General features: G+C 70.3%; 20 protein-coding genes, 1 tRNA gene and 1 pseudogene. 9 read left to right on the top strand and 13 right to left on the bottom strand.

What is annotated here, in order from left to right; translation table 11 throughout:
- Nucleotides 1-30 precede the first annotated feature (30 nt).
- Nucleotides 31-1,395 carry a wax ester/triacylglycerol synthase domain-containing protein gene (locus E1P53_RS15470; RefSeq protein ID WP_131734826.1) on the bottom strand — a complete coding sequence of 455 codons (1,365 nt, stop codon included), beginning with the start codon at nucleotides 1,393-1,395 and terminating at the stop codon, nucleotides 31-33.
- Nucleotides 1,396-1,487: 92 nt separating this feature from the next.
- Nucleotides 1,488-1,913, bottom strand: coding sequence for an HIT family protein (locus E1P53_RS15465; RefSeq protein ID WP_131734825.1), 426 nt, complete (start codon nucleotides 1,911-1,913; stop codon nucleotides 1,488-1,490).
- Here E1P53_RS15465 and E1P53_RS15460 point away from each other — a divergent pair.
- On the top strand, nucleotides 1,888-3,081 hold the full coding sequence (locus E1P53_RS15460; RefSeq protein ID WP_417398438.1) for a DNA adenine methylase: 1,194 nt from the start codon (nucleotides 1,888-1,890) through the stop codon (nucleotides 3,079-3,081). The two genes, E1P53_RS15465 and E1P53_RS15460, sit on opposite strands and share 26 nt — an antisense overlap.
- A gap of 10 nt (nucleotides 3,082-3,091) precedes the next feature.
- Nucleotides 3,092-3,937 carry a hypothetical protein gene (locus E1P53_RS15455; protein ID WP_006902333.1) on the top strand — a complete coding sequence of 282 codons (846 nt, stop codon included), beginning with the start codon at nucleotides 3,092-3,094 and terminating at the stop codon, nucleotides 3,935-3,937.
- 3 nt (nucleotides 3,938-3,940) lie between these two features.
- On the opposite strand, the gene E1P53_RS15450 is transcribed toward E1P53_RS15455, so the two are convergent.
- The 4 genes from E1P53_RS15450 to E1P53_RS15435 all read right to left on the bottom strand — a co-directional run bounded on the left by E1P53_RS15450 (nucleotide 3,941) and on the right by E1P53_RS15435 (nucleotide 8,230).
- Nucleotides 3,941-5,455: a sensor histidine kinase gene (locus E1P53_RS15450; protein WP_244941209.1), complete on the bottom strand. Its 1,515-nt coding sequence runs from the start codon at nucleotides 5,453-5,455 to the stop codon at nucleotides 3,941-3,943.
- Nucleotides 5,456-6,178 (bottom strand): response regulator transcription factor, encoded by a 723-nt coding sequence (locus E1P53_RS15445; RefSeq protein ID WP_040527522.1) that lies wholly within the window; start codon nucleotides 6,176-6,178, stop codon nucleotides 5,456-5,458.
- Between the two features lie 92 nt (nucleotides 6,179-6,270).
- On the bottom strand, nucleotides 6,271-6,957 hold the full coding sequence (locus tag E1P53_RS15440) for a DUF899 domain-containing protein (RefSeq protein ID WP_131734824.1): 687 nt from the start codon (nucleotides 6,955-6,957) through the stop codon (nucleotides 6,271-6,273).
- A gap of 64 nt (nucleotides 6,958-7,021) precedes the next feature.
- Nucleotides 7,022-8,230 carry a winged helix DNA-binding domain-containing protein gene (locus tag E1P53_RS15435; RefSeq protein WP_131734823.1) on the bottom strand — a complete coding sequence of 403 codons (1,209 nt, stop codon included), beginning with the start codon at nucleotides 8,228-8,230 and terminating at the stop codon, nucleotides 7,022-7,024.
- 523 nt (nucleotides 8,231-8,753) lie between these two features.
- Between E1P53_RS15435 and E1P53_RS21020 the strand changes: the two genes are divergently transcribed.
- The gene (locus E1P53_RS21020; RefSeq protein WP_131734822.1) at nucleotides 8,754-12,566 is read left to right on the top strand and encodes an nSTAND1 domain-containing NTPase; all 3,813 of its coding nucleotides are present in this window, start codon (nucleotides 8,754-8,756) and stop codon (nucleotides 12,564-12,566) included.
- Here the strand turns inward: E1P53_RS21020 and E1P53_RS15425 are convergent.
- Entirely contained in the window at nucleotides 12,553-14,175 is a 1,623-nt protein-coding gene (locus E1P53_RS15425) for a carboxylesterase/lipase family protein (protein WP_131735348.1), read from the bottom strand. The genes E1P53_RS21020 and E1P53_RS15425 overlap by 14 nt on opposite strands.
- A gap of 112 nt (nucleotides 14,176-14,287) precedes the next feature.
- On the opposite strand from E1P53_RS15425, the gene E1P53_RS15420 reads away from it, so the two are divergent.
- Complete coding sequence (locus E1P53_RS15420) at nucleotides 14,288-14,641, top strand: hypothetical protein (RefSeq protein WP_006902326.1); 354 nt, start codon at nucleotides 14,288-14,290, stop codon at nucleotides 14,639-14,641.
- 3 nt (nucleotides 14,642-14,644) lie between these two features.
- Here E1P53_RS15420 and E1P53_RS15415 read toward each other — a convergent pair whose 3' ends face one another.
- From E1P53_RS15415 to E1P53_RS15405, 3 genes are all read right to left on the bottom strand, one after another.
- Nucleotides 14,645-15,190 (bottom strand): hypothetical protein, encoded by a 546-nt coding sequence (locus E1P53_RS15415; RefSeq protein ID WP_244941208.1) that lies wholly within the window; start codon nucleotides 15,188-15,190, stop codon nucleotides 14,645-14,647.
- Nucleotides 15,191-15,392: 202 nt separating this feature from the next.
- Nucleotides 15,393-15,467: transfer RNA gene (locus E1P53_RS15410), tRNA-Thr, on the bottom strand.
- Nucleotides 15,468-15,548: 81 nt separating this feature from the next.
- Nucleotides 15,549-15,935 carry a RidA family protein gene (locus tag E1P53_RS15405; protein ID WP_131734821.1) on the bottom strand — a complete coding sequence of 129 codons (387 nt, stop codon included), beginning with the start codon at nucleotides 15,933-15,935 and terminating at the stop codon, nucleotides 15,549-15,551.
- Nucleotides 15,936-16,082: 147 nt separating this feature from the next.
- Here E1P53_RS15405 and E1P53_RS15400 point away from each other — a divergent pair.
- The 4 genes and pseudogenes from E1P53_RS15400 to otsB form a co-directional block, all read left to right on the top strand.
- Nucleotides 16,083-17,567: pseudogene (locus tag E1P53_RS15400) on the top strand (threonine/serine exporter family protein); the annotation flags it as partial.
- Nucleotides 17,568-17,918: 351 nt separating this feature from the next.
- Nucleotides 17,919-18,080, top strand: a complete 162-nt coding sequence (locus tag E1P53_RS20510) for a hypothetical protein (protein ID WP_005200235.1) — start codon at nucleotides 17,919-17,921, stop codon at nucleotides 18,078-18,080.
- A gap of 4 nt (nucleotides 18,081-18,084) precedes the next feature.
- Nucleotides 18,085-19,710 (top strand): alpha,alpha-trehalose-phosphate synthase (UDP-forming), encoded by a 1,626-nt coding sequence (locus E1P53_RS15395; RefSeq protein ID WP_131734819.1) that lies wholly within the window; start codon nucleotides 18,085-18,087, stop codon nucleotides 19,708-19,710.
- Nucleotides 19,707-20,507 (top strand): trehalose-phosphatase, encoded by an 801-nt coding sequence (otsB, locus tag E1P53_RS15390; protein WP_131734818.1) that lies wholly within the window; start codon nucleotides 19,707-19,709, stop codon nucleotides 20,505-20,507. Before E1P53_RS15395 ends, otsB begins: the two co-directional genes overlap by 4 nt.
- Nucleotides 20,508-20,514: 7 nt before the next feature.
- On the opposite strand, the gene E1P53_RS15385 is transcribed toward otsB, so the two are convergent.
- Together E1P53_RS15385 and E1P53_RS15380 are read right to left on the bottom strand one after the other, a co-directional pair.
- Nucleotides 20,515-21,324 (bottom strand): transglutaminase-like domain-containing protein, encoded by an 810-nt coding sequence (locus tag E1P53_RS15385; protein WP_131734817.1) that lies wholly within the window; start codon nucleotides 21,322-21,324, stop codon nucleotides 20,515-20,517.
- An 81-nt stretch (nucleotides 21,325-21,405) separates the two neighbouring features.
- Entirely contained in the window at nucleotides 21,406-22,533 is a 1,128-nt protein-coding gene (locus tag E1P53_RS15380; protein ID WP_131734816.1) for an ROK family transcriptional regulator, read from the bottom strand.
- A gap of 75 nt (nucleotides 22,534-22,608) precedes the next feature.
- On the opposite strand from E1P53_RS15380, the gene E1P53_RS15375 reads away from it, so the two are divergent.
- Nucleotides 22,609-23,385: an SDR family NAD(P)-dependent oxidoreductase gene (locus E1P53_RS15375; RefSeq protein ID WP_006902318.1), complete on the top strand. Its 777-nt coding sequence runs from the start codon at nucleotides 22,609-22,611 to the stop codon at nucleotides 23,383-23,385.
- A gap of 2 nt (nucleotides 23,386-23,387) precedes the next feature.
- On the opposite strand, the gene E1P53_RS15370 is transcribed toward E1P53_RS15375, so the two are convergent.
- Nucleotides 23,388-24,644 carry a L,D-transpeptidase gene (locus E1P53_RS15370; RefSeq protein ID WP_181371728.1) on the bottom strand — a complete coding sequence of 419 codons (1,257 nt, stop codon included), beginning with the start codon at nucleotides 24,642-24,644 and terminating at the stop codon, nucleotides 23,388-23,390.
- Nucleotides 24,645-24,727 lie beyond the last annotated feature (83 nt).

Genomic DNA, 24,727 nt, shown 5'->3' with positions numbered 1-24,727 from the left:
TCTGTCCGAAAGGGGTGGGTTTGCGGAAGGTCAGGCCAGCGCCAGCACCTCGTCGAACCCGTCGACCAGGCACGCGTGGAAGACGTCGACGTCGGCGATGGCGCCCGTGTCCACATCGATCCCGAGTTCACACACGTCGACGTAACCGAGCAGGGTGACGTTGACCGCCGCCCCGATGGTGGGGCCGAACGCGTACTGCGCCAGTATCCGCGCGCCGCCGACGTACACCGGCACCGGGATGCCGGGGACGTCGCTGCACAGGAAGTCCACGTGCCGGAGCACCGCCCCGACATACCAGCGCGGCACGAGGTTCATCGCCGCCGCGATGAGCTGGGTGTGCGGCAGCGATCGCTCGTCCCGGACCCGCGTGGTACGCCGGTGGATCTCCGCGATCCGTTGCGCGGGATCGCTTTCGCCGACCGGCACGTCGAACCTCATCAGGGTGATCCGGTTGCCGCCCGGGTCGTCGTCGGCGGTCCGCAGGTTGATCGGCATGCACAGGTGCAGGTCGCCGACGTCCGCCCCGTGCTTCTCGTGATACCGACGCAGGCCCCCGGCGACGCCGGCGACGAAGGCGTCGTTGAGCGAGCCGCCACCGGCGTGACCGGCCTGCCGCAGCTTCTCCAACGGGACCTCGTGCACGTCGAGGTGCCGGACCGACGAGCGCTCGGTCATCAGCGCGGATCCGGTCTCGTTGACGGGCCGAACGGTCCGATAGACCGAGGCCGCGGTCTCCACGGCGCCCGTCGCGGTGGAGACCGGATGGCGCAGGGCGTCGAAGGCGAGACCGGGAACCGACCTCACCACGTCGGTGACGGTGGCCGTCGCCTGCCGGGCCCCGAACCCGATCGGATCCAGGTACTCACGCCACCACGCACCGCGGGTCTCCGGGTCGACGCCGACCGTGGCGGCCGGCCGGGCCTCCGGCTCCGGGGTGAGATCGAACAGACGCCCCGCGATCTCGACCGCGCCGACCCCGTCGGTGAGTGCGTGGTGGAACCTGCACACCACCGCGGCGCCCCCGTCGGCGAGACCCTCCACCAGCGTCGCCTCCCACAGCGGGCGGGCCCGGTCGAAGTCGTCCATCGCGGCGACCCGCGCCATCTCGAGCACCGTGTCCACGGTGCCCGGGGCGGCGGCGCCGACGCGGCGCATGTGGAAGTCCGGGTCGAAATCGGGGCAGGGTTCCCAGCGCGGCGGCGCCCCGAGCGGCGACTCCACGACGCACTGGCGGAACATCGGCAACTCCGCGCTGATGGCCTCGAACCGGGCTCGCATCGCCTCCCAGTCCGGTGACCGGTCCAGGAGCAGCACCGTGACGACCGTCGACCTCAGACGAGGATCGGACTCCATCGACCAGGTGAATGCGTCGCTGCTGCGCATGTATTCGGTCATGACTGCCTCCCGCCCTGACCGTACCCAGCGCCGCACCGGCCCCCTAGGGCCCAAGTGCCCTCGGTCACATGGTCGAGGGCGGCCCGTGCCGGTCAGTCCGCGACGTGCTCGCCGAAGCCGAGCTCGCGCAGCGCGCTGCGGATCTTCTCGGCGGCCGCGTCGAGATCCTCGGGCTTGGCGTTCTTGTTCGCGTTGGCGAGGTCGAAGGTCTCCAGCGACAGGCCCTGGAAGACGTGGATGTGCACGTGCGGCACCTCGAGGCCGGCGATCAGCAGACCGATGCGCGGCGCGTCGAACGCCTTCTTGACGGCCTTGCCGACCTTCTGCGCCACGCCGCTGAGGTGCGCGAAGAGCTCCGGATCGAGCTGCTCCCAGTGATCGACCTCCTCGCGCGGCACCACCAGCACGTGGCCGGGGGTGACCGGCTCGATGGTGAGGAACGCGACGGCCTGCTCGTCCTTCCAGACGAACCGTCCCGGGAGATCGCCGTTGATGATCATGCTGAAGACCGATGCCATGGCGCCGAGTCTAGTGTTCGCCCCGCGCGCTCCCGTGTTGAGCGCCGGGTTGTCGGGGGTCCATGACATTCTTTTCGGTGTGAGTGGGCAGGAATCATCCCGAGGGGGACGCGCGATCGGATCCGGTGACGTCCTCGCCCGCGCACAGCGCTTTCCCCGTCTGCGGTACATGGGGTCCAAGTACCGGCTGCTGCCCCACCTCGAGCGCGTCTTCGCCGAGATCGGCGGCACGACGGCCGTCGACGCCTTCTCCGGGTCGGGGGTGGTGTCGTATCTGCTGAAGGCACAGGGATTCGAGGTCCTCAGCAACGACTTCCTGCATTTCCCGCACATCATCACCCGCGCCTCGGTGTCGAATTCCAGCGTCCGCCTCGAGCCCGAGCTGATCGAGCAGATCTGCGGGCCGGCGGCCGACGACCGCGACTACATCTCCCGGACCTTCGACGGCCTCTACTTCACCGCCGAGGACCGGGCCTTCCTGGACTCGGCGTGGTCCCACATCGACACCCTCCGCGGCTACCGGCGCGACCTCGCCATCGCGGCACTGGTCCTGTCGGCCGCGCGCAAGCAGCCGCGCGGGGTGTTCACCTTCACCGATTCGACGCGCTATGCCGACGGCCGGCGCGACCTCACCATGTCGCTGCGCGACCACTTCCGGTTACGCGCCGCCGCCGACTACAACGCCACGGTGTTCAGCAACGGCTGCAGCAACCGCAGCGTGCAGGGCGACGTCTTCGACCTCGAACTGCCCTGGTCGGCGCCGCCGGACCTGGTGTATCTCGACCCGCCGTACGCCCCTCCGGCCGACGACAACGACTACATCAAGCGCTATCACTTCCTCGAGGGCCTGTCGGCGTACTGGCGCGGCATGACCATCATGGAGAACACCAAGACCAAGAAGCTGCCGAAGCGCTTCACGCCGTTCGCCTACAAGCGGACCATCGAGGACGCGCTGCTGCGCACCTTCGAGCACTTCGAGGACGCCGGGGCGATCGTGCTGTCCTACTCATCGAACGCCCTGCCCGGCAAGGAGCGGATCGTCGACCTGCTGGGCAAGGTCAAGCCGTCGGTGGAGGTCATCGCCATCGACCACAAGTACAGTTTCGGTACGCACGCCGCGGCCACCCGCCGCGACGTCAGCGAGTACCTATTCATCGGCCGGGACTGACACCACACGCATGAGTGACGCACCAGACTTCGACGACTACGTGAAGTCGTTGGGGCGCTTGACCTCTCACGTCGACCCCACCGCCTCGACACCGGAGGCCGAACGGATAGTCGAGGCCACCGCGCGCCTGGGCGAACTGCTCGACACCGACGTCCCAGGCCTGGCCGCCTGGGTCCGCGACAACCCCAACGACGTCCCGGTCCTCGGACTCGCGGTGGGGCTGTCGCAGGAGAAACTGAAGAACGCGCTCCGCGACCGCTTCGACACCAGCGGCTGGCACGGCCTCGCCCGCACCCAGCCGGTCGACCTGATCACCTGGCTCGACTCCGAGTTCGACCTCGTCCGCATGCTGCGGACCCAGATGGAACGCACCTACACCTTCGCCGACATCCTCGTCGCGCGTGCCGGGACCCGGGCGACGGCCACCCGCGCCGGGGCGTCGGGGCGGCGGATCGAGGACGAGATCGAGGACATCGCACGCGATCTCGGTCTCGAGTACACGACGCGGTCCCGGTTCGCCGGGCGCAACGGCCGCACCGCTCCCGCCGATCTCATCGTCGGTGATCCCGCTTCCGCCGACATAGTCGTCGCGGCAAAGGGGTTCGACTCCACCGGGTCGAAGCTCACCGACGCGGTGCGCGAGATCGAGGAGATGGCCGAGGTCCGCCTGCCGACCCAGCTGGTGCTCGCGGTGATCGACGGGATCGGTTGGAAGTCGCGGCAATCCGACCTCCGCCGCATCCACCAGCTGTGGGTGAACCGTCAGATCGACGGCATGTACACCCTGGTGACGCTCGACCAATTCCGCGCCGACGTCGCCGATTTCGCCCGGCTGCGACGGCTCATCCCCTCCTGAGGGTCACTCGCCCAGCAGGGGCAATCGCACCCAGAACGTCGCCCCCTCGCCGGGCGCGGTGTCGACGCCGACCCGCCCGCCGTGGGCCTCGACCAGCGCGGCGACGATCGACAACCCCAGGCCGCTGCCCCCGCCCGAGCCCCGGTGCCGCGACTCGTCGCCGCGGTAGAACCGCTCGAAGACGTGCGCGGCCTCCTCCGCGGTCAGGCCGTTCCCGGTGTCGGCAACGGTGAGAACCGCCTCCGGACCCTCGGCAGCGCCGTCGTCGACCGCCACGCCGACGGTCACGGACGCCTGCGGCGGGGTGTGGTTGATCGCGTTCGAGATGAGGTTGCGCAAGACCTGCAGGAGTCGCGGCGCGTCACCGGCCACCACCGGTGGGTGGTCGCTCGCGCTCACCTCCAGCCGGATGTCGCGGTCGGGAGCGGCGATGCGCGCGGAGGACACCGCGTCGGTCGCGAGCCCCAGCAGATCCACGGGTGCGGTGTCGAGGGGACGCTGCGCACCGAGCCGGGCGAGCATCAGCAGGTCCTCGACGAGGACGTTCATACGGTTCGCCTCGTCGTTGATACGCCGCATCGCATCCGGGACGTCGGGGACGCCGCCCTGCGAGTAGAGCTCGGCGAAACCCTTGATCGAGGTCAGCGGGGTGCGCAGCTCGTGGCTGGCGTCGGCGATGAAGCGGCGCATCTCCTCCTCGGACGCGCGGGCCTGCCGCTCGGAGGCCGCGGTGGTCGCGAAGGCCTGTTGGATCTGCCCCAGCATGGTGTTCAGGGACTTCGACAGGCTTCCGACCTCGGTGCCCGGCGCGGCCAGCGGCACGCGGCGGTCGAGGTCGCCGGCGGCGATGGCATGCGCGGTCTCCTCGACACGGCGCAACGGCCGCAGACTCGTGCGGACCAGCAGATAACTGAGGACGGCGAGGAGGACGACGACCACGGCGCCGATCGCGAACTGCAGCCAGACCAGGCGGCTGATGGTCGCGTCGATGTCCGACATCGGGGTGGCGACGATCGACGAGCCGAAGCGATTGGATCGCTTGATCGCCCGCCACTGCGGACCGTCCCCGCCCACCGATCCGACGGTGACCGGGCCGACGTCGTCGCCGGTCAGCCCCGACACGTCCGGGGCGTGGTCGAACTGGTTGTAGACGTTGACCGACGCGGCCCCGCCGCCGATCTCCACGATCGACTCCACGTAGTAGGGCGACGGCGGACGGCGTGGTCCGGGCGGATCGGGCCGCGGCTCGGTCATCCGGCCCCGTGGATCGGCCCAGGTGCGGGAGGCGTTCACCAGTCCCTCGTCGGCGCGGGAGATGAGGTCCTGGCGCATCGACGAGGTGACCGCGACCCCGGAGGCCAGCAGCCCGACCACGACGAGCGCGACCGTCAGCGCGACCAGGGAGATCCGGAGCGGAATCCCGCGCCGGCGCACCGGCTCCCGGCCGGGCGCGGCCCCGGGTGGCGTCCGGGCGTCTGGTTTCCCGGCGTCTGGTTCCCGGGCGGGTGTCGTCGTCATCTACTCGCGCGGCTCACGCATCACGTACCCGACGCCCCGGAGGGTGTGGATGAGGGGCTTCTCGCCGTAGTCGAGCTTGCGCCGCAGGTACGAGACGTAGGACTCGACGACGTTCACGTCGCCGCCGAAGTCGTAGTTCCAGACGTGGTCGAGGATGCGGGGCTTGGACAGCACGGTGCCCGCGTTGACCATGAAGTAGCGCAGCAGGGTGAACTCGGTCGGCGACAGCTGGACCGGTCTGCCGGCCTTGAAGACCTCGTGGGTCTCGTCGTCGAGTTCGATGTCGGCGAAGGTGATCTTCGACGACGTCTTCGTCTCCTCGCCGAAGCCGCTGCGGCGCAGGAGCACCTGCAACCGAGCGACGACCTCCTCGAGGCTGAACGGTTTCGTGACGTAGTCGTCGCCGCCGATCGTGAGGCCGTTGACCTTGTCGGCGACCGAGTCGCGCGCCGAGAGAAAGAGCGCCGGGGCCTCGACTCCGTCGGCGCGCAGTCGTCGTAGCAGGCCGAAGCCGTCCATGCCGGGCATCATCACGTCGAGGATCAGGACGTCGGGCTTGCGGGTGCGGCACTTGTCGATGGCGCTCGGGCCGTCGGCCGCGGTGTCCACCTGGTATCCCTGGAATTTCAGCGACACCGACAGCAGTTCGCGGATGTTCTCCTCGTCGTCGACGACGAGGACCTTCGCCCCGCGCGGGGCGTCGTCACGGTCGGGTCCACTCACGCCCACCCACTCTTCCAGACGGCCCCGCGGCCTTCCTGGAAAGTGCCTGGGAGATCCCTGTGAACTCTGACCTGCTGTTATCGCGGGTGAGGCTACGCGTCCGGATCCCCGTACGCCGCGGCAATCGCGTCCGAGTCACGCCAGCGCCCGTAGGTCGGCCCCTGGGGCCAGCCCGCGGGCGAGTCCTGCCACTCCTCCTGCCGCCCCCACGGCAGCACGTCGATCAGCGCGAACGTGTGGGCGAGCTGTTCGACGCCGCGACCCGAGGTGTGCCAGGTCCGGTACACGGTGTCGCCGTCGCGGAGGAAGACGTTGACCGCGAACCCCTCGCCGGGACCGGCACCGACGTCGGCGGAGAAGCCGGTGCCGGCCGAGGAGTACCAGTCCATCCGGTTGCCGACCCGCTTCTTGTAGGCGAGTGCCTCGTCGATCGGTCCGTGCGTGATGATCACGAACCGGGCGTCATAATCGTCGAGGAATTCGAGCCGGTCGAACTGCGCGGTGAAGCCGGTGCAGCCCGAGCACTGCCACTTCTTGCCCGGGAACCACATGTGGTTGTAGACGATGAGCTGCGACCTGCCGTCGAAGACGTCGACGAGCCGAACCGGACCGTCGGGTCCGGTGAGGACGTGGTCGGGCATCTCGACCATCGGCAGCCGGCGTCGCTGCGCGGCGATCGCGTCGAGTTCTCGGGTGGCGGCCTTCTCCCGGCCGCGCAGTTCGGCGAGTGCCGCAGCCCAGCTGTCGTGGTCGACGACGGGTGGGAGTGGAGTGCTCATCACGGGGTCCTCTCGTCGGGTGGTCCACTTCTCTGCAGGGACAGACCGCGAAGGCACCGCCGACTCATCGGCGTTCGCCGACCTCCTTCATGTACGGCGCGGAGTACTGGGTCTTGAATCCGACACCGCCGAGCCACTCCGCGAGCTCGTCGGCCCGGGCGTCGAGGGCCCGGCGCGCAGCCCGCGAGAGCGTCTCGAGGGGATGTACGGCGATCGAGCCGTCATCTCGCCGGTACCAACCGCCCACGATCCGCCCGTCCCACCACGCGGTCTGCCCGGCGTTGCCCACGGTGTCGAAGACGCGGGGTGCGTGGTCGCCGAGGTAGAAGGCGCGTTCCTTGTAGCCCATGATCGTCGGGTCGAGTTCGGGTAGCAGGACCGCGTGCGGTTCGACCGGAGCGTCGTCGTCGGAGTCGCCGGGAAGGTCGTCGGGCAGCACGTGCCCGACGCCGCCGCTCTGCAGCTCGACCTCGACGGTCCCCAGATCGGCCAGTGCGGCGCGAACGGCGGTCTTGGTGGAGCCGAGCCACCAGACCAGGTCGGTCTCTGTACCGGGACCGAAGGTTCGCAGCCAGCGTTCGATCAGCGCCCGGTGCCCGGCGTGCACGTCCGGGACCTCGAGGGTCTCGCCGAGCCAGATGTTCATCGACGTCCACGCGGGCCTCGACAGATGCCAGTCCATGCGGTTGGGCCCGCGCACGATCTCGCCCGAGGCGTCGAGCATGTTGAGCACGCGGGGCCCGAAGTGGCTCGTCCCGCCCCACGACCTGCCCTCGCCGAAGGTGATGGAACCGCTCAGCGCCGGCAGCCTCTCACGCAGTTCGGTCGAGGTGAGGGACTCCCCACCGGCGAGTTCGGCCAGCACCGCCTCGCGGGCGGTGTCGATCCACGCCTCGGGGTCGTCGACGTCGGGGCTGCGACGCAGATCCCGCAGCATGTTCCGCCGCTCCGACGCCGAGACCCGCGGGCCGAGGGCGCCGATGGCCTCGGCCAGGACGTCGCGCGGGAACGCGAACAGGGTCCGGCGCATCGCGAGGTGCTTGACGAGCGTCCGGTCGACGTAGAGGGCGGCGTCGAGATCGTCCCGGGTGAATCCGTCGACGCGCGCCCAGGCGGACAGATAGACGGTCGACGGCGTGGTGGAGTGCAATCCGACCATCGACCGCGCGACCTCGACGACACCCGTCGCTCGCGAGTCCGGCGCCAGACGCGTGCGTCGGGCGAGTCTGGAACGACGCTGCGCGTCGGTGATCCGGGGACGTGGGGCCACCATGAACCGATCGTAGTGAGCAGATCGCGAAGACACGGGAAGTCGGATGCCGGAAACCGGCCGCCCCCCATCGACCCGATTCCCGGCACCCGCCCGGATGCGTGGACGCCGACGACACACAGCCCCCGACGGGCAGTGCCTGAGAACACCTCCGCGTGTCCGGCGACCGACGCATCCGCACGCTCCCGACCCCCGTCAGGAAACGCATCCACAGGACACCGCATCGTCTGTCCGGAATCCAACAGGATCCGGATACGTGCGCGAAATTCCCAGGTAAACGGGGAAATGAACTCTCCGGTCCGGAATCCGGCCGTGCCGTACCCGGGCGACTTCCGGTCGGATGACCTGATCGTCTTTCCGGGTCCGGAGTGTCCATCGCCACCTTTTGCCGCAGGTGCTGGCCACCCCGGGCGGGCGCGAGCATGATGATGCGGTCGATCGAGAAGGTGCGGGGGGACACGATCGGCCGGGTCGCCTCGACGGGCGCCCGGCGGCGAACCCTCCTCGAGGCGTGGAGTCGGGTGGAGTGGATTTCGGTGAAGCGCTCGCGCGCCTGTTCGTCCAAGCCGGTCGCCCCACCCTCCGGGCCGCGTCCGCCCGCGCGAAGGTGTCCGCACAGCGCATCAGCGACTGGCGCAACGGTCGCCACCTGCCGCGCGACTTCGCGACCGTCGAGCCCTTGCTCGTCTGGCTGACCTCCCGCGCGGTCGCAGCCGGCGGCCCCGACGTCCTCACGGTCCCGCAGTGGCGCGAGCTGTGGGAGCAACATCTCTCCCGGGAGACGCCGGAGACGCCGGTGGCGGTACGTCCCACCCGCCCGTATGCGGGCCTGGCCACCCTCACCGCCGACGACAGCGAGCTCTTCTTCGGCCGCGACGACCTCGTCTCCACCCTGGTCGACACGATCCTCGCCACCCGGGACGCACCCGTCCCCGAGTCCCGGCTCATCGTGGTCACCGGGGTCTCCGGCTCCGGCAAGTCGTCGCTGCTGCGCGCCGGTCTCGCCCGCGACCGCCGGCTCACCCCGCCCCGGTACGGCGAGATCACCGCCGACGGGCTCCGAATCGACGCCTCGGTCTGCCGATGCACCGCATCCGGCGCCGACGCCGGGCCACGCGCGTCCACCTGCGACTGCGGTTCCGATCCCGCCGCGGTGATCGTGATCGACCAGTTCGAGAACGTCTTCTCCCACGGCGACGACATGCGGCAGACGACGCTGCGCGCGGTCGAGGATCTCGCCGCCGACACCGTCGTCGTGGTCGGGGTGCGCGCCGACTTCTTCAGCAGGTGCGTCGAGTACCCGTTCCTCGCCCACGCCTGGCAACACCGCTGCGTGATCGTCTCCGAGATGACCCGCACCCAGCTCCGGGAGGTCATCACCGCCCCGGTGAAGCCGGCCGGCGGACGCATCGAGAGCGGTCTGGCCGACGTGATGATCACCGACCTCTACGAGGCGTCGACCGATGGCGATCGTGCCGGGCGGCTCCCGCTGCTCGCTCACGTCCTACAGGCGACGTGGGCGCGACGATCCGGGAACCGGATGACACTGTCCGGCTACCGCGCCACCGGAGGGATAGCCCGCGCCGTCGCCGACACCGCGGAGTCGGCCTGGGAGGCCGTCGCCCCCGAGCACCACGATCTCGCCCGCGCACTCCTGGTCTCGCTCGTCCACGTGGGCCCGGCCGGCATCGCCCTGCGCGTGCCGATGTCGACCGCCACCATCGCCAACCGCTTCCCGCCCGAGGCCTCGACCGTCATCGACGCCTTCGCCCAGGCCCGGCTCCTGACCGTGTCCGCGGACTCGGTCATGTTGATCCACGATGTCGTGCTCACGGCGTGGCCGCGCCTGGCCGAGTGGATCGCCGACGACTCCGACACCCACGTGTGGTGGCAGCAGCTCGACGCGGACACGCAGGCCTGGCTGGACAACGGACGCAGCCGTTCGTTCCTCTACACCGGCCCGCGCCTGGACGACGCGAAGCGGCGCCGGCGGGCGCTCCGCGGCCAGTACGTGCACCTGTTGAGCGCGGAGAACGACGTGTTCCTCGACTCCGCGGTCGCGATGGAACGACGCCGGCGGCTGCTGCAACTCGGCGCCGTCTCCGTGATCGTCGTCCTGGCCATCGCGGCGACGATCACGGCCGCCATCGGCTTCCGACAGGCCCATGACCTGCGCGAGCAGCGCAACTCCGCCGAGCGCCAGGCCCTCCTGTCGACCATCGACACCATGAAACGGTCGAACCCGTCGCTGGCCGCGCGCCTCCTGCTGGTCGCCCATCAGCTCTATCCCGAGGACGCGACGGTGGCCGCGGCCCTGCGCGGGGCTGCGACGAGCCCCCTCGCGACGCAGGTCACGGGCCACACCGGACCGGTCTACGACCTCGCGTTCGACCGGGCCGGCGACCTGCTGGCCTCGGCGAGCGGCGATCGGACCGTCCGCCTCTGGGAGCGCACCGGCGACGTCCCCGGCTACCGGCCCCTGGCGACGCTGACCGGGTTCGGCAACTACGTCACCTCCGCCGGTTTCCACCCCACGCTCCCGCTGCTGGCCGCGAGCAGCGGGGACGGATCGGTGCGTGTCTGGGACGTCTCCGAGCGGACGCGTCCACAGCTGCGGACGACGGTCACCCCTGGTCGCGGGACCGTCTACATGGCGAGATTCTCCGCCGACGGGCGGACGCTCGCCGCGTCGTCGGACGACGGTTCCATCACGGTCTTCGCGGTCGGGCCGGACGGAACCCTGCGACAGACCGCCGAGCTCCGCGGTCACGGCGCCGCCGCGCGCACCCTCTCGTTCAGCCCCGACGGCCGACTGCTCGCGAGCGGGGGCGACGACCGCACGGTACGACTGTGGACGACCGGCGAACAGCCCGTGCCCGTGGGCGAACCGCTGACGGGGTTCCCCAGCATCACCCACGCGGTGTCTTTCGGCCCGGACAGCCGGTCGCTGGCCGTCACCGGGGACAGCCCCAACGCACAGCTGTGGGATGTCTCCGACCCCCGCGCGCCGCGCCCGCTGAGCACGTCGCTGCCCAACGCGACCGCCGGTTCCTGGTCCATCGGCTTCGATGCCACCGGATCGCAGATCGCCTCGGCACGCGCCGACGGCATGGTCCGGGTGTGGAACACCGCCAACCGCGCCGCGCCTACGATGCAGTGGGCCCTGCAGACCTCCGAACAGGGCTCGGTGCGCACCTTCTCCGCCGCCTTCGCGCCGGCCGGCGACCGCGTGGTGTCCGGCCGCTCCGACGGCGCCATCGACGTCTGGTCGCTGCCCGACCGCACGGTTCCCGACCGCGGCGGCACCATCAGCGGCATCGCCACCGACCCGGCGCGGCGCATCCTCACGACGGTCGGCTCCGACACCACCCTCAACGTGTGGACGCTCGACGGCCCGGAGATGACGTTGCGGTCGCGGACCCCGATCCAGCATCGGGTCAACGACCACCCCCGGGTCGCGGTGAACGAGCCCGGAACACTCGCCGCGACGGCCAACAACAACGGCGGGCTCGTCGAACTGTGGGACATCGCCGACCCGGCCGCCCCGCGCGCCGCATCCCGGCTCCCGATCGGCACCCGCTACGCGTTCCCCCTGGCGTTCGCGCCGACCGGGCACGTCCTCGCGACCGGCGACACCGACACCTCCGTCGCGCTGTGGGACACCTCGGACCCGGCGGCACCGCGGCGTATCGGCGGGCCGCTGCGCGGACCGACCGACCTCGTCCGCAGCGCCGCCTTCAGCCCCGACGCCACGCGACTCGCGGTGTCCTCCGACGACAAGCGCGTCTACCTGTACGACCTCGCCGCCGGCGACACCGAGCCGCACGCGGTCATCACCGACGACGCCCCGGTCGCGCAGGTGGCCTTCGCCGACGACGGCGAGGTCCTCGTCCTCGCCGCACGGGCGTTGTCGACGTGGCGGCTGCCCGCATCAGGCGCGGTTGCCGAACCCGAACAGATCACCCGCCACGACGACGTCTTCGCCACCACCCTGGCGATGTCGCCGAGCCGGGTGGCCGTGGGGACCGCCACCCACGAGCTGATCAGCTTCGCGCTCGGCGACGACGGCTCCCTCACCGACCGGGAGCAGGTGGACACGTTGCTCGACGCAACGGACTCGACCACCACCTGGCAACTGCCCGAGCGAATCCCGTCCGACGACGAACTCGTCGCCGGCGGCGACACCACCGGGAACGTGTACGTGCACAGCCTGGACCTACAGGATGCGCGCGAATGGGTGTGCGCGAGCACGTCCCCGATGACCGATGCCCAGCGGGAGGCCTATCTGCCGCATGCCGATCTGCACGGCGACTGCGACGCCGACGTCACCGGAAGCTGAGCGGTTCCTCGCCCCAGGCCTCCCAGAGATCGCCGTCGAGATTCGCCACGACCCGGTCCTGGGCATCGATGCGCAGCACCGGCCGGTGGCCGCTGTCGTAGGTCGGCCAGTCGTCGTCGGCGTCGGGCTCCCTGCCGTGAGCGAAGTCCGTCCACCGGCGGATCATCCGCTGCGACACGGCTTCTCCGTGCTTGCGCCCGCCGAAGAGGAAGGTGATGTCGCGCGGCGTCGCACCGAGATTTCCCCAGACATAGGGCACCTCGGTCGCGTGGGCGGCCCCCAGACCCAGGAGGCGGAACATCCTCGGACACCAGTCGTATCGGTAGACGTAGGTGGGCGCACGATGCGCGTGGGCGTCGGCCAGCCACAGCGTCGGCATCCGGAATGCGACGTCGCGGGCGACACCGAGCCCGGTGACCTTCGGTTTGAGCCCCGAATAGGCCGAGAGGACTTGTGCGCGTTCGGGTAACACGACGTCGGGATACTCCGCGGCCATCGAGGCGAACATCCGCTCGATCTCCTCGGTGGTGATCGGCATGAGCGGGGACTTCATGTACTTGAACAGGTTGGCCTCGTCCCGGTTGGTCCCGATGATCAGCGGAACGGGCAGCGCACGCCCCGCCCGGTAGACGTCGAGGGGGTACTCGGGCAGCAGGTCGCCGTCGACGACCGGCGCGAAGGCGATGGTGCCGGGCCAGTCCGTGGGGACCCGGGCGAACAGGTCGGAGGTGAGCGCGGAACACCGTGCGCCGTCGAGTTTCTCGATGGCCTCGACCGCACGGGCGGGGTCGCCTGCATCGACGCCGAGCGATTCGAGCAGCAGACCCGCGACACGAGCGGCGCGTTCGGTGCCGTACATCGAGGTGACCGGTGAACTCTGGGCGATCGCGCGCCCGAACAGGCCTTCCGCGGCGGGCATCGCCAGCAGGGCGGTCACCAGTCCGGCGCCGGCCGATTCCCCGAAGACGGTGACGCGCCGGGGGTCTCCGCCGAAGCCCGCGATGTGGTCGCGCACCCATCCGAGTGCGGCGAGCACGTCACTGAGTCCGACATTGGACTCGAAGCGCGGGTCGATGGACGACAGGTCGGCGAAACCGTGTAGTCCGAGACGGTAGTTCAGCGTCACGACCACCACGTCGCCGGCGGACGCGAGGTTGGAGCCCTCGTAGAACGGCTGGCTGCCCGATCCCAGGACATAGGCCCCGCCGTGCAACCACACCATCACCGGCAGACCGTCGCCGGAGCCGGACCGCGCCGACGCGCCCGGCGGCGTCCACACGTTGAGGAACAGGCAGTCCTCGTCCATCACGACGTCCGGCCCGAGCCGGACCGCGGGGTTGGGTTCCTGCGGGTTGACCGCCCCGAACGTCCGCGCGTCGACGGTCGCGTCGGGAGATCCGTTGGGCGTGAGCGGGACTGCCCGCCGCCAGCGCAGATCGCCCACCGGCGCCTCGGCGTAGCGGATGCCGCGCCAGATGTCGGCGCGTTCGCCGGCGACACCGCGATAGGTGCCCAGGGCGGTCCGCGCGAGCGGCGCGTCGCGGCGCGTGGCGGAGGCCGGGTTCTTCTCCCCGTCGACGGTCGTGGTGGCGGGTTCGTCGTGCTCCATGCGTCCATCGTGCCGCGCGGCGTCGATCGATGGTGGGCGATCGGTGGTGGGCCACCGGTGGGGGCGTTCGACGAGGAGCCGTCCGTCGGCCTGCGATGGGTACAGTGCAGGCATGGAAATACTACGCAGCGTCGTAATCTTCGTGCACCTCATCGGCTTCGCCGTCACCTTCGGTGCGCTGGTATCGCAGGCGGTCAGCCGCGAGTTCCGATTCACCCGCGTGATGGAGTGGGGCGTGGTGATCTCGTTCGTCACCGGCCTGGCGCTCGCGGCGCCCTGGCCGGAGGGCATCGAGCTCAACTACCCGAAGATCATCATCAAGCTCGTGATCCTGCTCGTGCTGGGCGGCGTCCTGGGCATGGGCAATGCGCGTCAGCGTCGCACCGGCGAACCCGTGCCGCGCGGGTTGTTCTGGGTGGCGTGCGCACTGCCCCTGATCGCGGCGGGCCTCGCGGTCATCTGGTGACCTTCACCGTGCGACCTCGAACCGCTGGACGCACATCCGCGGTTCGGGGCGCACGGTCACCCGGTCGTGGTCGGTGCGCTCGGCGCGGACGCCGAACGCCCCTTTCACCACGACCACCCGGATCGACACCACCAGATCACCGTCCGGTGTCCGTGCGACGACCCGGCCGACCGAGGAATCCCGGACCTCCGAGGTGGCGGCCGACCGCCGGAGCTGCTCGACCAGACCCCGGGCGGACCCGGCCTCGGGCGAGTCCGGACACAACCGGGCCAGCGCGGACTCGACGCGACGGGTGTCGTCGGGCGTGTAGCTGAGCAGGTCGACCAGCGTCGTCCGCGCGAACTCGACGACCTCCGCCTCGTCGACGGGTCGGCCGCCCTCGGTCTGCGCGGCCCGGAGTGCGAGCACGAGCGAGCCGACCACCACACAGTTGAGGGCGACGACACCGGCGACCGCGCCGAGAACTGCGAGCCTGGAGGGAGTGCGGGCGGCTCCTCCGAGCCTCGTCGGGCGTCGGAGTCGTCGAAGTGTCGTCTGCCCGTGCCCCATCTCCGCTTCCCTGAGGACCCAGAGGTCTTCGTCGAGTCCGTCGAGTCCTCGTCGAAAACCGGCCGACGAGCACTCACCGACTGATCGCGAGTGTAGGCGCGCCGACGGGCCGTCGGCGCCGTTCCGGCCGGACAGGCAACCCGTTCTGGCCGACCCGGCAGACAGAGAGGCCAGGTGGAGTACTCATCCCACCCGGCCTTCGTGGAGCCCCCTGTCAGGATTGAACTGACGACCGCTCGCTTACAAGGCGAGTGCTCTACCACTGAGCTAAGGAGGCGTGCGTGCGCGAGTATATCGACCCCGCGCCCGGGTTCTCCAAACGACCATGAACCACCGGTCCGCGGCCCCGCTCGGGCGGTCACGCCGGGACGGCGGCCACCGCCTCGATCTCCACCAACTGCTCGTCGTAGGCGAGGACCGTGACGCCCATCAGGCTGCCGGCCGGCTTGTGCTCGCCGAAGTAGTCGGTCACCACCTCCCACGCGACCACCAGGTCGGCCTGCAGACGCTCGGCGACGAAGACGGTGATCTTGGCGACGTCGGTCAGCGCGGCCCCGGCCTCGGCGAGCGCCGCCTCGAGGTTCACCAGGCACTGCCGCGTCTGTTCGGCGACGTTGCCGGGTGCGACCGTGGCCCCGTCGGAGTCGATCGGCGCCGCACCCGCGGTGAACACCAGGCCGCCGGGCGCGACCGTGGCGCTACGGGTGTGACCGTCTCGGGGACCGTTGATCCGCACTGCTGACATGTGGCGATCGTAGACCGGGCCCGGTCACACGCCGCGAGGCGTGAGGTGCCGGCCATCTGGGTAGCCCCCTGCGAGGATCGAACCCACGGCCGCCCATCGCGAGGCGATCGCCCACCGCCGGCCGGACACCCAGGAAGGGAGACCTGAGTGCGCGAGTTCCTCCGCACCGCGTTGCGGCGGCTCACCGGCACCCGGCAGGCGACGATCGACACGATCGAGCCCGGCAGCATCATGGTGTCGCCGCGCAAACCGATCGAACCGTTCGACGTCGCGGCCATCACCGAGGTCCTCGACCTCGCCACCAAGATCGGTGCGGTGCTGCTCGACTCGGGCACCGGGGCCATCGACACCCAGACCCAGATCAAGTTCGTCGCGGGTGTCTACGGTCTCGAGGACGTCGACGTCGACGTCACCTACAACACCATCGTGGTCAGCGCACGGCGCGGCGCTACCCTGCCGCCGATCACCACCATGGAGCAGGTCTACTACCGCTCGATGGACTTCACCCGGCTCGCGCAGGTGGACCGGCTCGTCCGGCGTATCCGCGACTCCGGCATCAGCCCGTCGACCGCGCACCGCATGGTCGACGAGATCATCACCGCCCCACATCCGTATCCGCACTGGGTCGCGACGGTGGCGTGGGGCGCCATGGCGTCGGCCATCTCGGTCCTCCTCGGCGGCCAGTACCTGGTCGCCGCGCTCGCCTTCCTGACCACCGGGGCCACCGTGACACTCAACCGGAGGCTCAACCGGATCGGCACGCCCGTCTTCTTCCAGCAGTTCGCGGGCGGGTTCATCGCGGTGGTCCCGGCGACCCTGGTCTTCGGCGCGTCCGAACGGCTGGGCGTGGAGATCGCACCGTCGCAGGTCATCGCGGCCGGGATCGTCGTGCTGTTGTCCGGGCTGTCGCTGGTGGGGTCGGTGCAGGACGCCATCACCGGCGCCCCGATCACCGGCGTCGCGAGGTTCTTCGAGCTGCTCCTCATGACGGGCGGGATCATCGCCGGGGTCGGTGTCGCGATCCGGCTGCTCGAGGCCGCCGGCATCTTCCTGCCGACCATCACCACCTCGACGAGTTTCGAGGCCGTCGAACTCCCCGTCCGGGTGGTGGCGGGCGCGGCCGCGGCCTGCGCCTATGCCCTGGCCTCCTATGCGGAGAAACGCGCGCTCGGGGTCGCCTTCCTCGGCGGCCTGATCGGCACGGCGGTCGCGGCGTCGGCGACGTTCACCAGCGTCGGCGACGTCGTCGCGAACGGGCTGGCAGCAGCCTTCGTCGGCCTCGTCGGCGGCCTGCTCGCCCGGCGCGCTCTCACACCGCCGCTGGTCGTCGCGGTCGCCGGCATCACCCCGCTGCTCCCGGGTCTCGCGGTCTACCGCGGCCTGTACGGCATCCTCAGCGAGCAGACGCTCAGCGGTTTCACCTGGATGGCCAACGCCCTGGCGATCGGCTGCGCCCTCGCCGCCGGTGTCACCCTCGGCGAGTTCGTCGCCCGTTCTCTACGCCGGCCGCAGCTCCCGCCGAGGCCGGACTGGATCATCCGACGCCGCATGGCGATGCGGGAACGTCCCCTCCGCGAAAGCCGGAGATGGCCGCCCCCGTCCAACCGGAGGTGGCCGCCGCCACCGCGGCGACAGCCGCAGGACCAACCACCGCGGCGACAGCCGCAGGACCAGTCACCGCGACAACAGCCGCACGACCAGACACCGCGACAACCGCAGGACCCTGCGACCCGGCCGCAGGCGGGAGGACAGTCACCGTGGCGGCAGGACCGGACGCCGCGACCGCGGCCGCAGGACCCGCCGGGCCGGGGGCGGTGGCGGCAGCCGCCGGAGCCACCGGCAGATAGGCGCCCGGACGAGTTCTGACCACTGCCGGAGCACGGGTAGAATGAGAGGTCGGATGTGCCGTCTCGGCCACCCGAGCACGTAACACGACGGCCCCAGGCCGCACGCGACAGACCGCCCGTACGACGAGGGGATCACATGCCCGCGAAGACCACCGACATCGCCGACGAAGAACTGGAACCGGTAGCCGACGAGACCGCCAATTCCGCGCGCCGCGTCGTCGCCGCCTACGCCACCGACGCCGACGAATGCCGGATGCTGCTCGCCATGCTGGGGATCGCTCCGGGCGAGAACGCCTGATCAGGTGGCGCCGCGACCGGTTGAATCCGGGCCCGACCCCGTGACCGACACCGCGAGCGGGGAAAGGCCGCACAGGACTGCTCCGCACGACGGCGCAGAGTTCGTCGTCGTGGCCAACCGGCTGCCCGTCGACAAGGAGGTCCTCCCCGACGGCACGGTCAACTGGAAGCGCAGTCCCGGCGGTCTGGTGACCGCGCTCGAACCGATCCTGCGCGCCAACACCGGCGCCTGGGTCGGCTGGTCGGGTATCCCGGATTCGGATGACAATCCCGACATCGAGGGCATCGACATCCATGCGGTGCCGTTGTCCGCGCAGGAGATAGCCGAGTACTACGAGGGCTTCTCCAACGCCACGTTGTGGCCGCTGTACCACGACGTGATCGTCAAACCCGAGTACCACCGCGAATGGTGGAACACCTACGTCGAGGTGAACCGCAGGTTCGCCGAGGCCGCGTCGAAGGCGGCCGGCGAGGGCGCCATCGTCTGGGTGCAGGACTATCAGCTGCAGCTGGTCCCGAAGATGCTGCGGATGCTGCGGCCCGACGTCAAGATCGGGTTCTTCCTGCACATCCCGTTCCCACCGGTGGAACTGTTCATGCAGATGCCGTGGCGCACCGAGATCGTCGAGGGCCTGCTCGGCGCCGACCTGATCGGATTCCATCTGCCCGGCGGCGCCCAGAACTTCCTCTACCTCGCCCGACGCCTCGCCGGACAGGCCACGAGCAAGGGCACCGTGGGCGTGCGCTCACGGTTCGGCGTGGTGCAGGTCGGTTTCCGCACGGTCCGGGTGGGCGCGTTCCCGATCTCCATCGACTCCGGGGCGCTCGCCGCACTCGCGAAGACCAAGCGGATCCGCGACCGCGCCGCCGAGATCCGGCGCGAGCTCGGCAACCCGAAGACGATCATGCTCGGCGTCGACCGCCTCGACTACACCAAGGGCATCGACGTCCGGCTCAAGGCGATCTCGGAGCTGCTGGCCGAGGGTCGCCTCGACGCCTCCGAGACCGTGATGCTGCAGCTGGCCACCCCCAGCCGCGAACGCGTCGAGAGCTACAAGCAGATGCGGGCCGGCATCGAGCAGCTGGTGGGCAACATCAACGGCAACTACGCCACCGTCGGCCACCCGGTCGTGCAGTACCTGCACCGCCCGGTGCCACGCGAGGAGCTGATCGCCTTCTTCGTCGCCGCCGACGTCATGCTGGTGACCCCGCTGCGCGACGGCATGAACCTCGTGGCCAAGGAGTACGTGGCCTGCCGGACCGACCTCGGCGGAGCCCTGGTGCTCAGTGAGTTCACCGGCGCCGCAGCCGAACTGCGCTCGGCCTACCAGGCCAACCCGTACGACCTCGACGGCGTCAAGGACGCGATCGAGGCCGCGGTGAAGCAGAGCGAACACGAGGGCAGACGCCGGATGCGCGCGTTGCGTCGCCAGGTGCTCGCCCACGACGTCGACAAGTGGGCCCGCAGCTTCCTCGGCACGCTCACCGCGGAGTCGGAGACGGAACTGTCGGCGAATCGCGGTGTCGAGCTGGTGGAGTCGGCCGCACCGGTGACCGAACTGCCCGAGCTCCGGCCGGCAACCGAGAGCGCGGTCCCCGCCGAGTCGCACGACACCGCCGAAAACGAATGAGCGCCACCGGGATCACTCCGGCACTGCGGGAGGCCCTGGCTGCGGCGTCGCGTGCCCGTCGTCTCCTCCTGGCGTCCGATTACGACGGGTGTGTGTCACCGATCGTCTCGCGCCCGGAGGATGCGGTGCCGAACCCGGCGTCGATCGTCGCGCTGGAGAAGGCCGCCGCACTCCCGGACACCGAGGTCGCGGTAGTGTCGGGACGTGAGCTCGCCGTCCTCGCCGACCTGTCCGGACTCACCGCGCCGGTGACGCTCGTCGGCAGCCACGGCAGCGAGTTCGACACCGGTTTCGTGGTCGAGGTGACCGACGCCAAGCGGGCGCTGCTGGCCCGGATCGTCGACGAATTGCGTTCGATCGCAGCCCGTTTCCCGGGTTCGACGGTGGAGACGAAGCCTGCCGCCGCGGTGCTGCACGTCCGCAATGCGGAACCCGCCGACGCCGGAGCCGCTCTCGACGCCGCCCGGTTCGGTCCGGGGTCGTGGGAGGGTGTGCACAGCACCGAGGGCAAGGCCGTTCTCGAACTGGCGGTCATCGAGACCAGCAAGGGCCACGCGCTCGACATCCTGCGGGAGCGGCTCGACTGCGACGTCGTCATCTACCTCGGCGACGACGTGACCGACGAGAAGGCCTTCGCCCATCTGCGTCCCGATGCCGGAGATGTCGGGATCAAGGTCGGCGAGGGCGAGACCGCCGCCGCCCATCGCGTCGCCGACACCGATGACGTGGCCTCGGTGCTCGACTTCGTCGCGACCCGGCGCGCCGACGCCCTCGGCGCCGAAAGCCCTCAGGGTTGAGCGTCTCTCAGCGGATGGCGATACGCGCCGCGCGGTCGTCGTAGGGCAGCTCGCCCCGGACGGTGGCGGTCACCTCGTAGGACCTCAGGGCGATCGATCCGCGGTGGTTGTCGAGGAATGCGGTGTCGGCCGCGTCGCGACCGGTTGCGATCCGGACGAACGACTGTCGCGGCGCGAGACGTGTCGCGTCGACGACCACCCATTCGTCGTCGATGATCGCCTCGGCCACCGCGTGGAAGTCCATGGGCGAACAGCCGGGCGCATAGACCGCGACGAGCCGCGCGGGGATGTTCAGTGCGCGCAGGAGCGCGACCACCAGGTGCGCGTAGTCGCGGCACACGCCGGCACCGGCCAGCAGGGTGTCGGCCGCCCCGTCGATCGGGTCGCTCGCCCCCGGGATGTAGTTGAGCCGGTCCTCGACGAACGCCGCGACCTGGTTGAGCAGTTCGCCTTCGGGCAGCGACGTGTCGAACTGGCCGGCGGCGAACCCGAAGAACTTGTCGCACTCGGCATATCGGCTCGGCCGCAGGTATGTCGACCGATCGGTCGGGCCGACCGGGGCGGGATCGGCCGGGGTGAGCACCTCGGCGGTGTACTCGACCGTCAGAAGGCCGCGGTCGAGCTGCATGCGGTGGATGCGTGACCCGTGTTCGGCGAGGATCTCCTCGGGGGCCACGGTGCGGCCGTCGAGTTCGATCTTCAGCTCTTCCTCCACCTGCAGCCCGGGCAGCTTGGCCACGGTGATCTGCATCTCCAGCTCGGTGGGGTCGTCGATGCTCACCTCGAGTCGAGCGGACACATCGCGGGGCATCGTCATTCCCCCACCGTAGGGGAAGAACGACGGCAGAGCACATCGCCGCCGAGGCCACCGGCCGCCGCCGGATCACCACCTCGACGGTCAGAGCGTCGCGACGGCCGCGATCGGATCGGCGAAGATGACGCTCAGCGCCACCACCACCGCAGCGCTTTCCTGCACGTGCACACCGAATCTCGACGGCGCGATCTCCAGCGGCCGGTCGAGCGTGGTCGACTCGTCGAAGGCCGCCTGCACCGGCGCGAGACCGTGTGGGTGGGCGGCGAAGGCGTCGCCGGCCACAACGATGGTGTCCGGGTTGATGACGTCACGGATGAGCGCGACGGCCTCGCCGAGCACCCGCGCGCGCTCGTCGACGATCTGGGCGGAGTCCGGATCGATGCCGAGACGCTCGGCGGCGGCGAGCGCCGCGTCGTCGCCGATGACGTTCTGCAGCCGGACGCGTGCGTGCCCGGGTGCGAGGACCGGCGCCGACACCGGCAGGTGGGCGATGGTGCCGGCACCGCGCTCGGGCACGTGCACCCGCCCCTCGAGAGTCATTGCCATACCGGCGGTCTCACGTGCGTAGAAGAACAGGCCGGTCCCGCTGGTGTCCCGGGCCCCGGTGAGCAGCAGTTCCGCGGCGGCCATCGCCTCGACGTGCTCGCACACCGACACCGGTGTGGCGAGGTGCTCGGCGAGCGTCGCACCGACCGGGAGCTGGCGCCAGCGGAGGACCTTGTGATCGACCACGCCGGTGTCGGCGTCGACCGCTCCGCCCACCGCGACCCCGCCCCACAGCAGCCGGCGGCCGCTGAAACGCCCGGCGAGCTCGGCGAGCTGCGCGGACAGATCATCGACCGCCTGCTGCTGGTCTCCGGTCGGGGTGAGCACCGTGTGGCTGTAGAGGGTCCGCCCGCCGAGGTCGGCGATGACGAGCACGGTACGGCGGGCCCCGATGTGCATTCCGGCCACGCACAGGGAATCCCGGTCGATGGTCAGCGGGTGCTTGGGCCTGCCAATCGTTTTCGGCGCGGCGAGGTCGGGCCGCTCGACGATCAGGCCGTGCGCGGCCAGGGCGTGGACCTGCCGGTTGATCGTCGCCGCCGACAGCCCTGTCGTCTCGGCGAGCTGGTCCCGGGTCACCGGCCCGCCGACCCGGATCGCATGCAGCACCGCGGCTGCCGGCGTCGACGTCAGTTGCAGCGCCGCCGGGATCACACCCCCTCGCATGCGAAGAATGTAGCAGCGCGACGTTGCCGGACACGGGTCGTCGGGTGGTCGGGCGGTGCGTCGTAAGGTGGGCGCATGAGCCCAGACACCAGCAACGACGCCACCGCACAGAGTCCTGACCAGCGTCCGATCGCCGTCGTCACCGGCGCGAGTTCCGGTATCGGCGCGGCCACCGCCCGGAAGCTGGCCGAGCAGGGGTATCACGTCGTCCTCGGCGCACGACGCCTCGACCGCGTGCAGGAGATCGCCGAGGAGATCGGCGGCACCGGCAGGCAGCTCGACGTCACCGACGACGACTCGGTCGCCGCATTCGTCGACGGACTCGACACGGTGAGCGTCCTGGTGAACAACGCCGGCGGCGCCAAGGGACTCGACCCGGTCGCGAACGCGGATCTCGACGACTGGCGGTGGATGTGGGAGACCAACGTCCTCGGCAGCCTGCGGATGACCAAGGCACTCATCCCGGCGCTCATCGCCTCCGGCGACGGTCTCATCGTGGCCATCACCTCGGTCGCCGCGCTCGAGGCCTACGACAACGGCGCCGGCTACACCTCTGCCAAGCACGCCCAGGCGATCACGCACCGCACGCTCCGCTACGAGCTGCTCGGGAAGCCGGTGCGGCTCACCGAGATCTGCCCCGGCATGGTGGAGACCGAGTTCTCGCTGGTGCGTTTCGACGGCGACGAGAAGCGCGCCGACGCCGTCTACGAGGGTCTGACCCCGCTGACCGCCGAGGATGTCGCCGAGGTGATCGGATTCGTCGCGTCGCGTCCGCCGCACGTGAATCTGGACCAGATCGTGCTCAAGCCCCGCGACCAGGCGTCGGCACGGCGCAACATCAAGACCGGCTAGCCCTAGCGCGGTGCCGGCGCGTCGGAGGTGGGTGCATCGCTGGGCGTCGCCGGCACCGACGAGTCGACGGCCTCCCCCTTGACGGCCGACATGCTCTGCCAGGTCTCCCAGTCGAAGATCCAGTCGAAGATGTCGCCGTCGGCCTCCGACAGCGGGATCCGCGTGCCGGTCACCTCGACCGGGTCGCCGTAGATCGCGGTCCGGAAGTAGCGCTCGGCGTCGGCCTCGGACAGGTTGATGCACCCGTTGGTGACGTTGGCCGCGCCCTGGACGTTGACGGTCTCCGGGTTGGCGTGGATGAACTCGCCGTTGTTGGAGATGCGCACCGCCCAGCGTTCCCGGATGTTGAAGTAGCCCGCCGCCGGGTTGCTCATGAAGAACTCGTCGTACTTCTCGGTGACGACGTGTATGCCCGAGCGGGTGACGTTACGGTCGAGGTCTCCCTCTCCGTAGCTGCACGGCAACGCCATGAGCTCCGCACCGTCACGGATCACGACGATGCGGTGCGACGGCGCGTCGGCCTTCACCACCTGGGCGCGTCCGATCGTGAAATCGCTGGTGACGTCTGCGGCACCGAACGCCCCGCCGCCGTGGTCGAGTCCGTACAGCTTGGCGTCCATGCGCACCTTGGTGCCGGGCGCCCAGTATTCGCGCGGGCGCCAGTGGACCCGGGAGCCGTTGTCCTCGCCGAGCCAGGCCCACGACCCCTCGGTGGGCGGCGTGGTGGTGACGCTCAGCGCCCGCTCGACCGCCTCCTTGTCCTCGACGGTCCCGTTGAACTTGAGGATGATCGGGGCGGCGATGCCGACCTCCTGGCCGTCGCCGATGTTGACCACGACGTTCAGCTGGCTCGCCGGCTCGAGGGTGGTGAAGCGCCCCTCCACCGGAACCACCTTGCCGTCGGTACCGACAGCGGTTCCGCTCCAGGTGTATTCGGTGCCGTAGCCGAGGGGTTCGGCGACCGTGAAGATCGTGCGGTCCTCGGACATGCGGCCGTTGACCACCCGCCCGCGGGGGTTGGTGAGTTTCACGTCCGGATTGAGAGTGCCGTTCTCTGCCTGTACCGACACCTCCGCAACCGGGTTCGGCGGCTCACCGTCGAGCGGCGGGGTGAAGACGAGCCGGACGTTCGGCTCGTCCGGCTTGCCGGCGTCCGAGCCGGAACGGGAGCCGGTACACGCCGCGACGGCGACCCCGAGCACGCCGACCCCGGCGGCGGCGAGCACGGCACGCCGGTTCACCGGTGTCCTGGGAGTCATCACCCGGTCAAGCCTACCGATGAATCGCTCGTCGTTTGCCGGGTGAAGGACCGCGGCGAGTTCCTCCGCGCGGGGCTCGACGG

Origin of the sequence: Gordonia paraffinivorans (genome assembly GCF_900683595.1) — a bacterium.
GTDB classification, from domain to species: Bacteria; Actinomycetota; Actinomycetes; order Mycobacteriales; family Mycobacteriaceae; genus Gordonia; species Gordonia paraffinivorans.
Note: the sequence above shows the minus strand (reverse complement) of the source record. Positions and strands in the feature narration are given on the sequence as shown.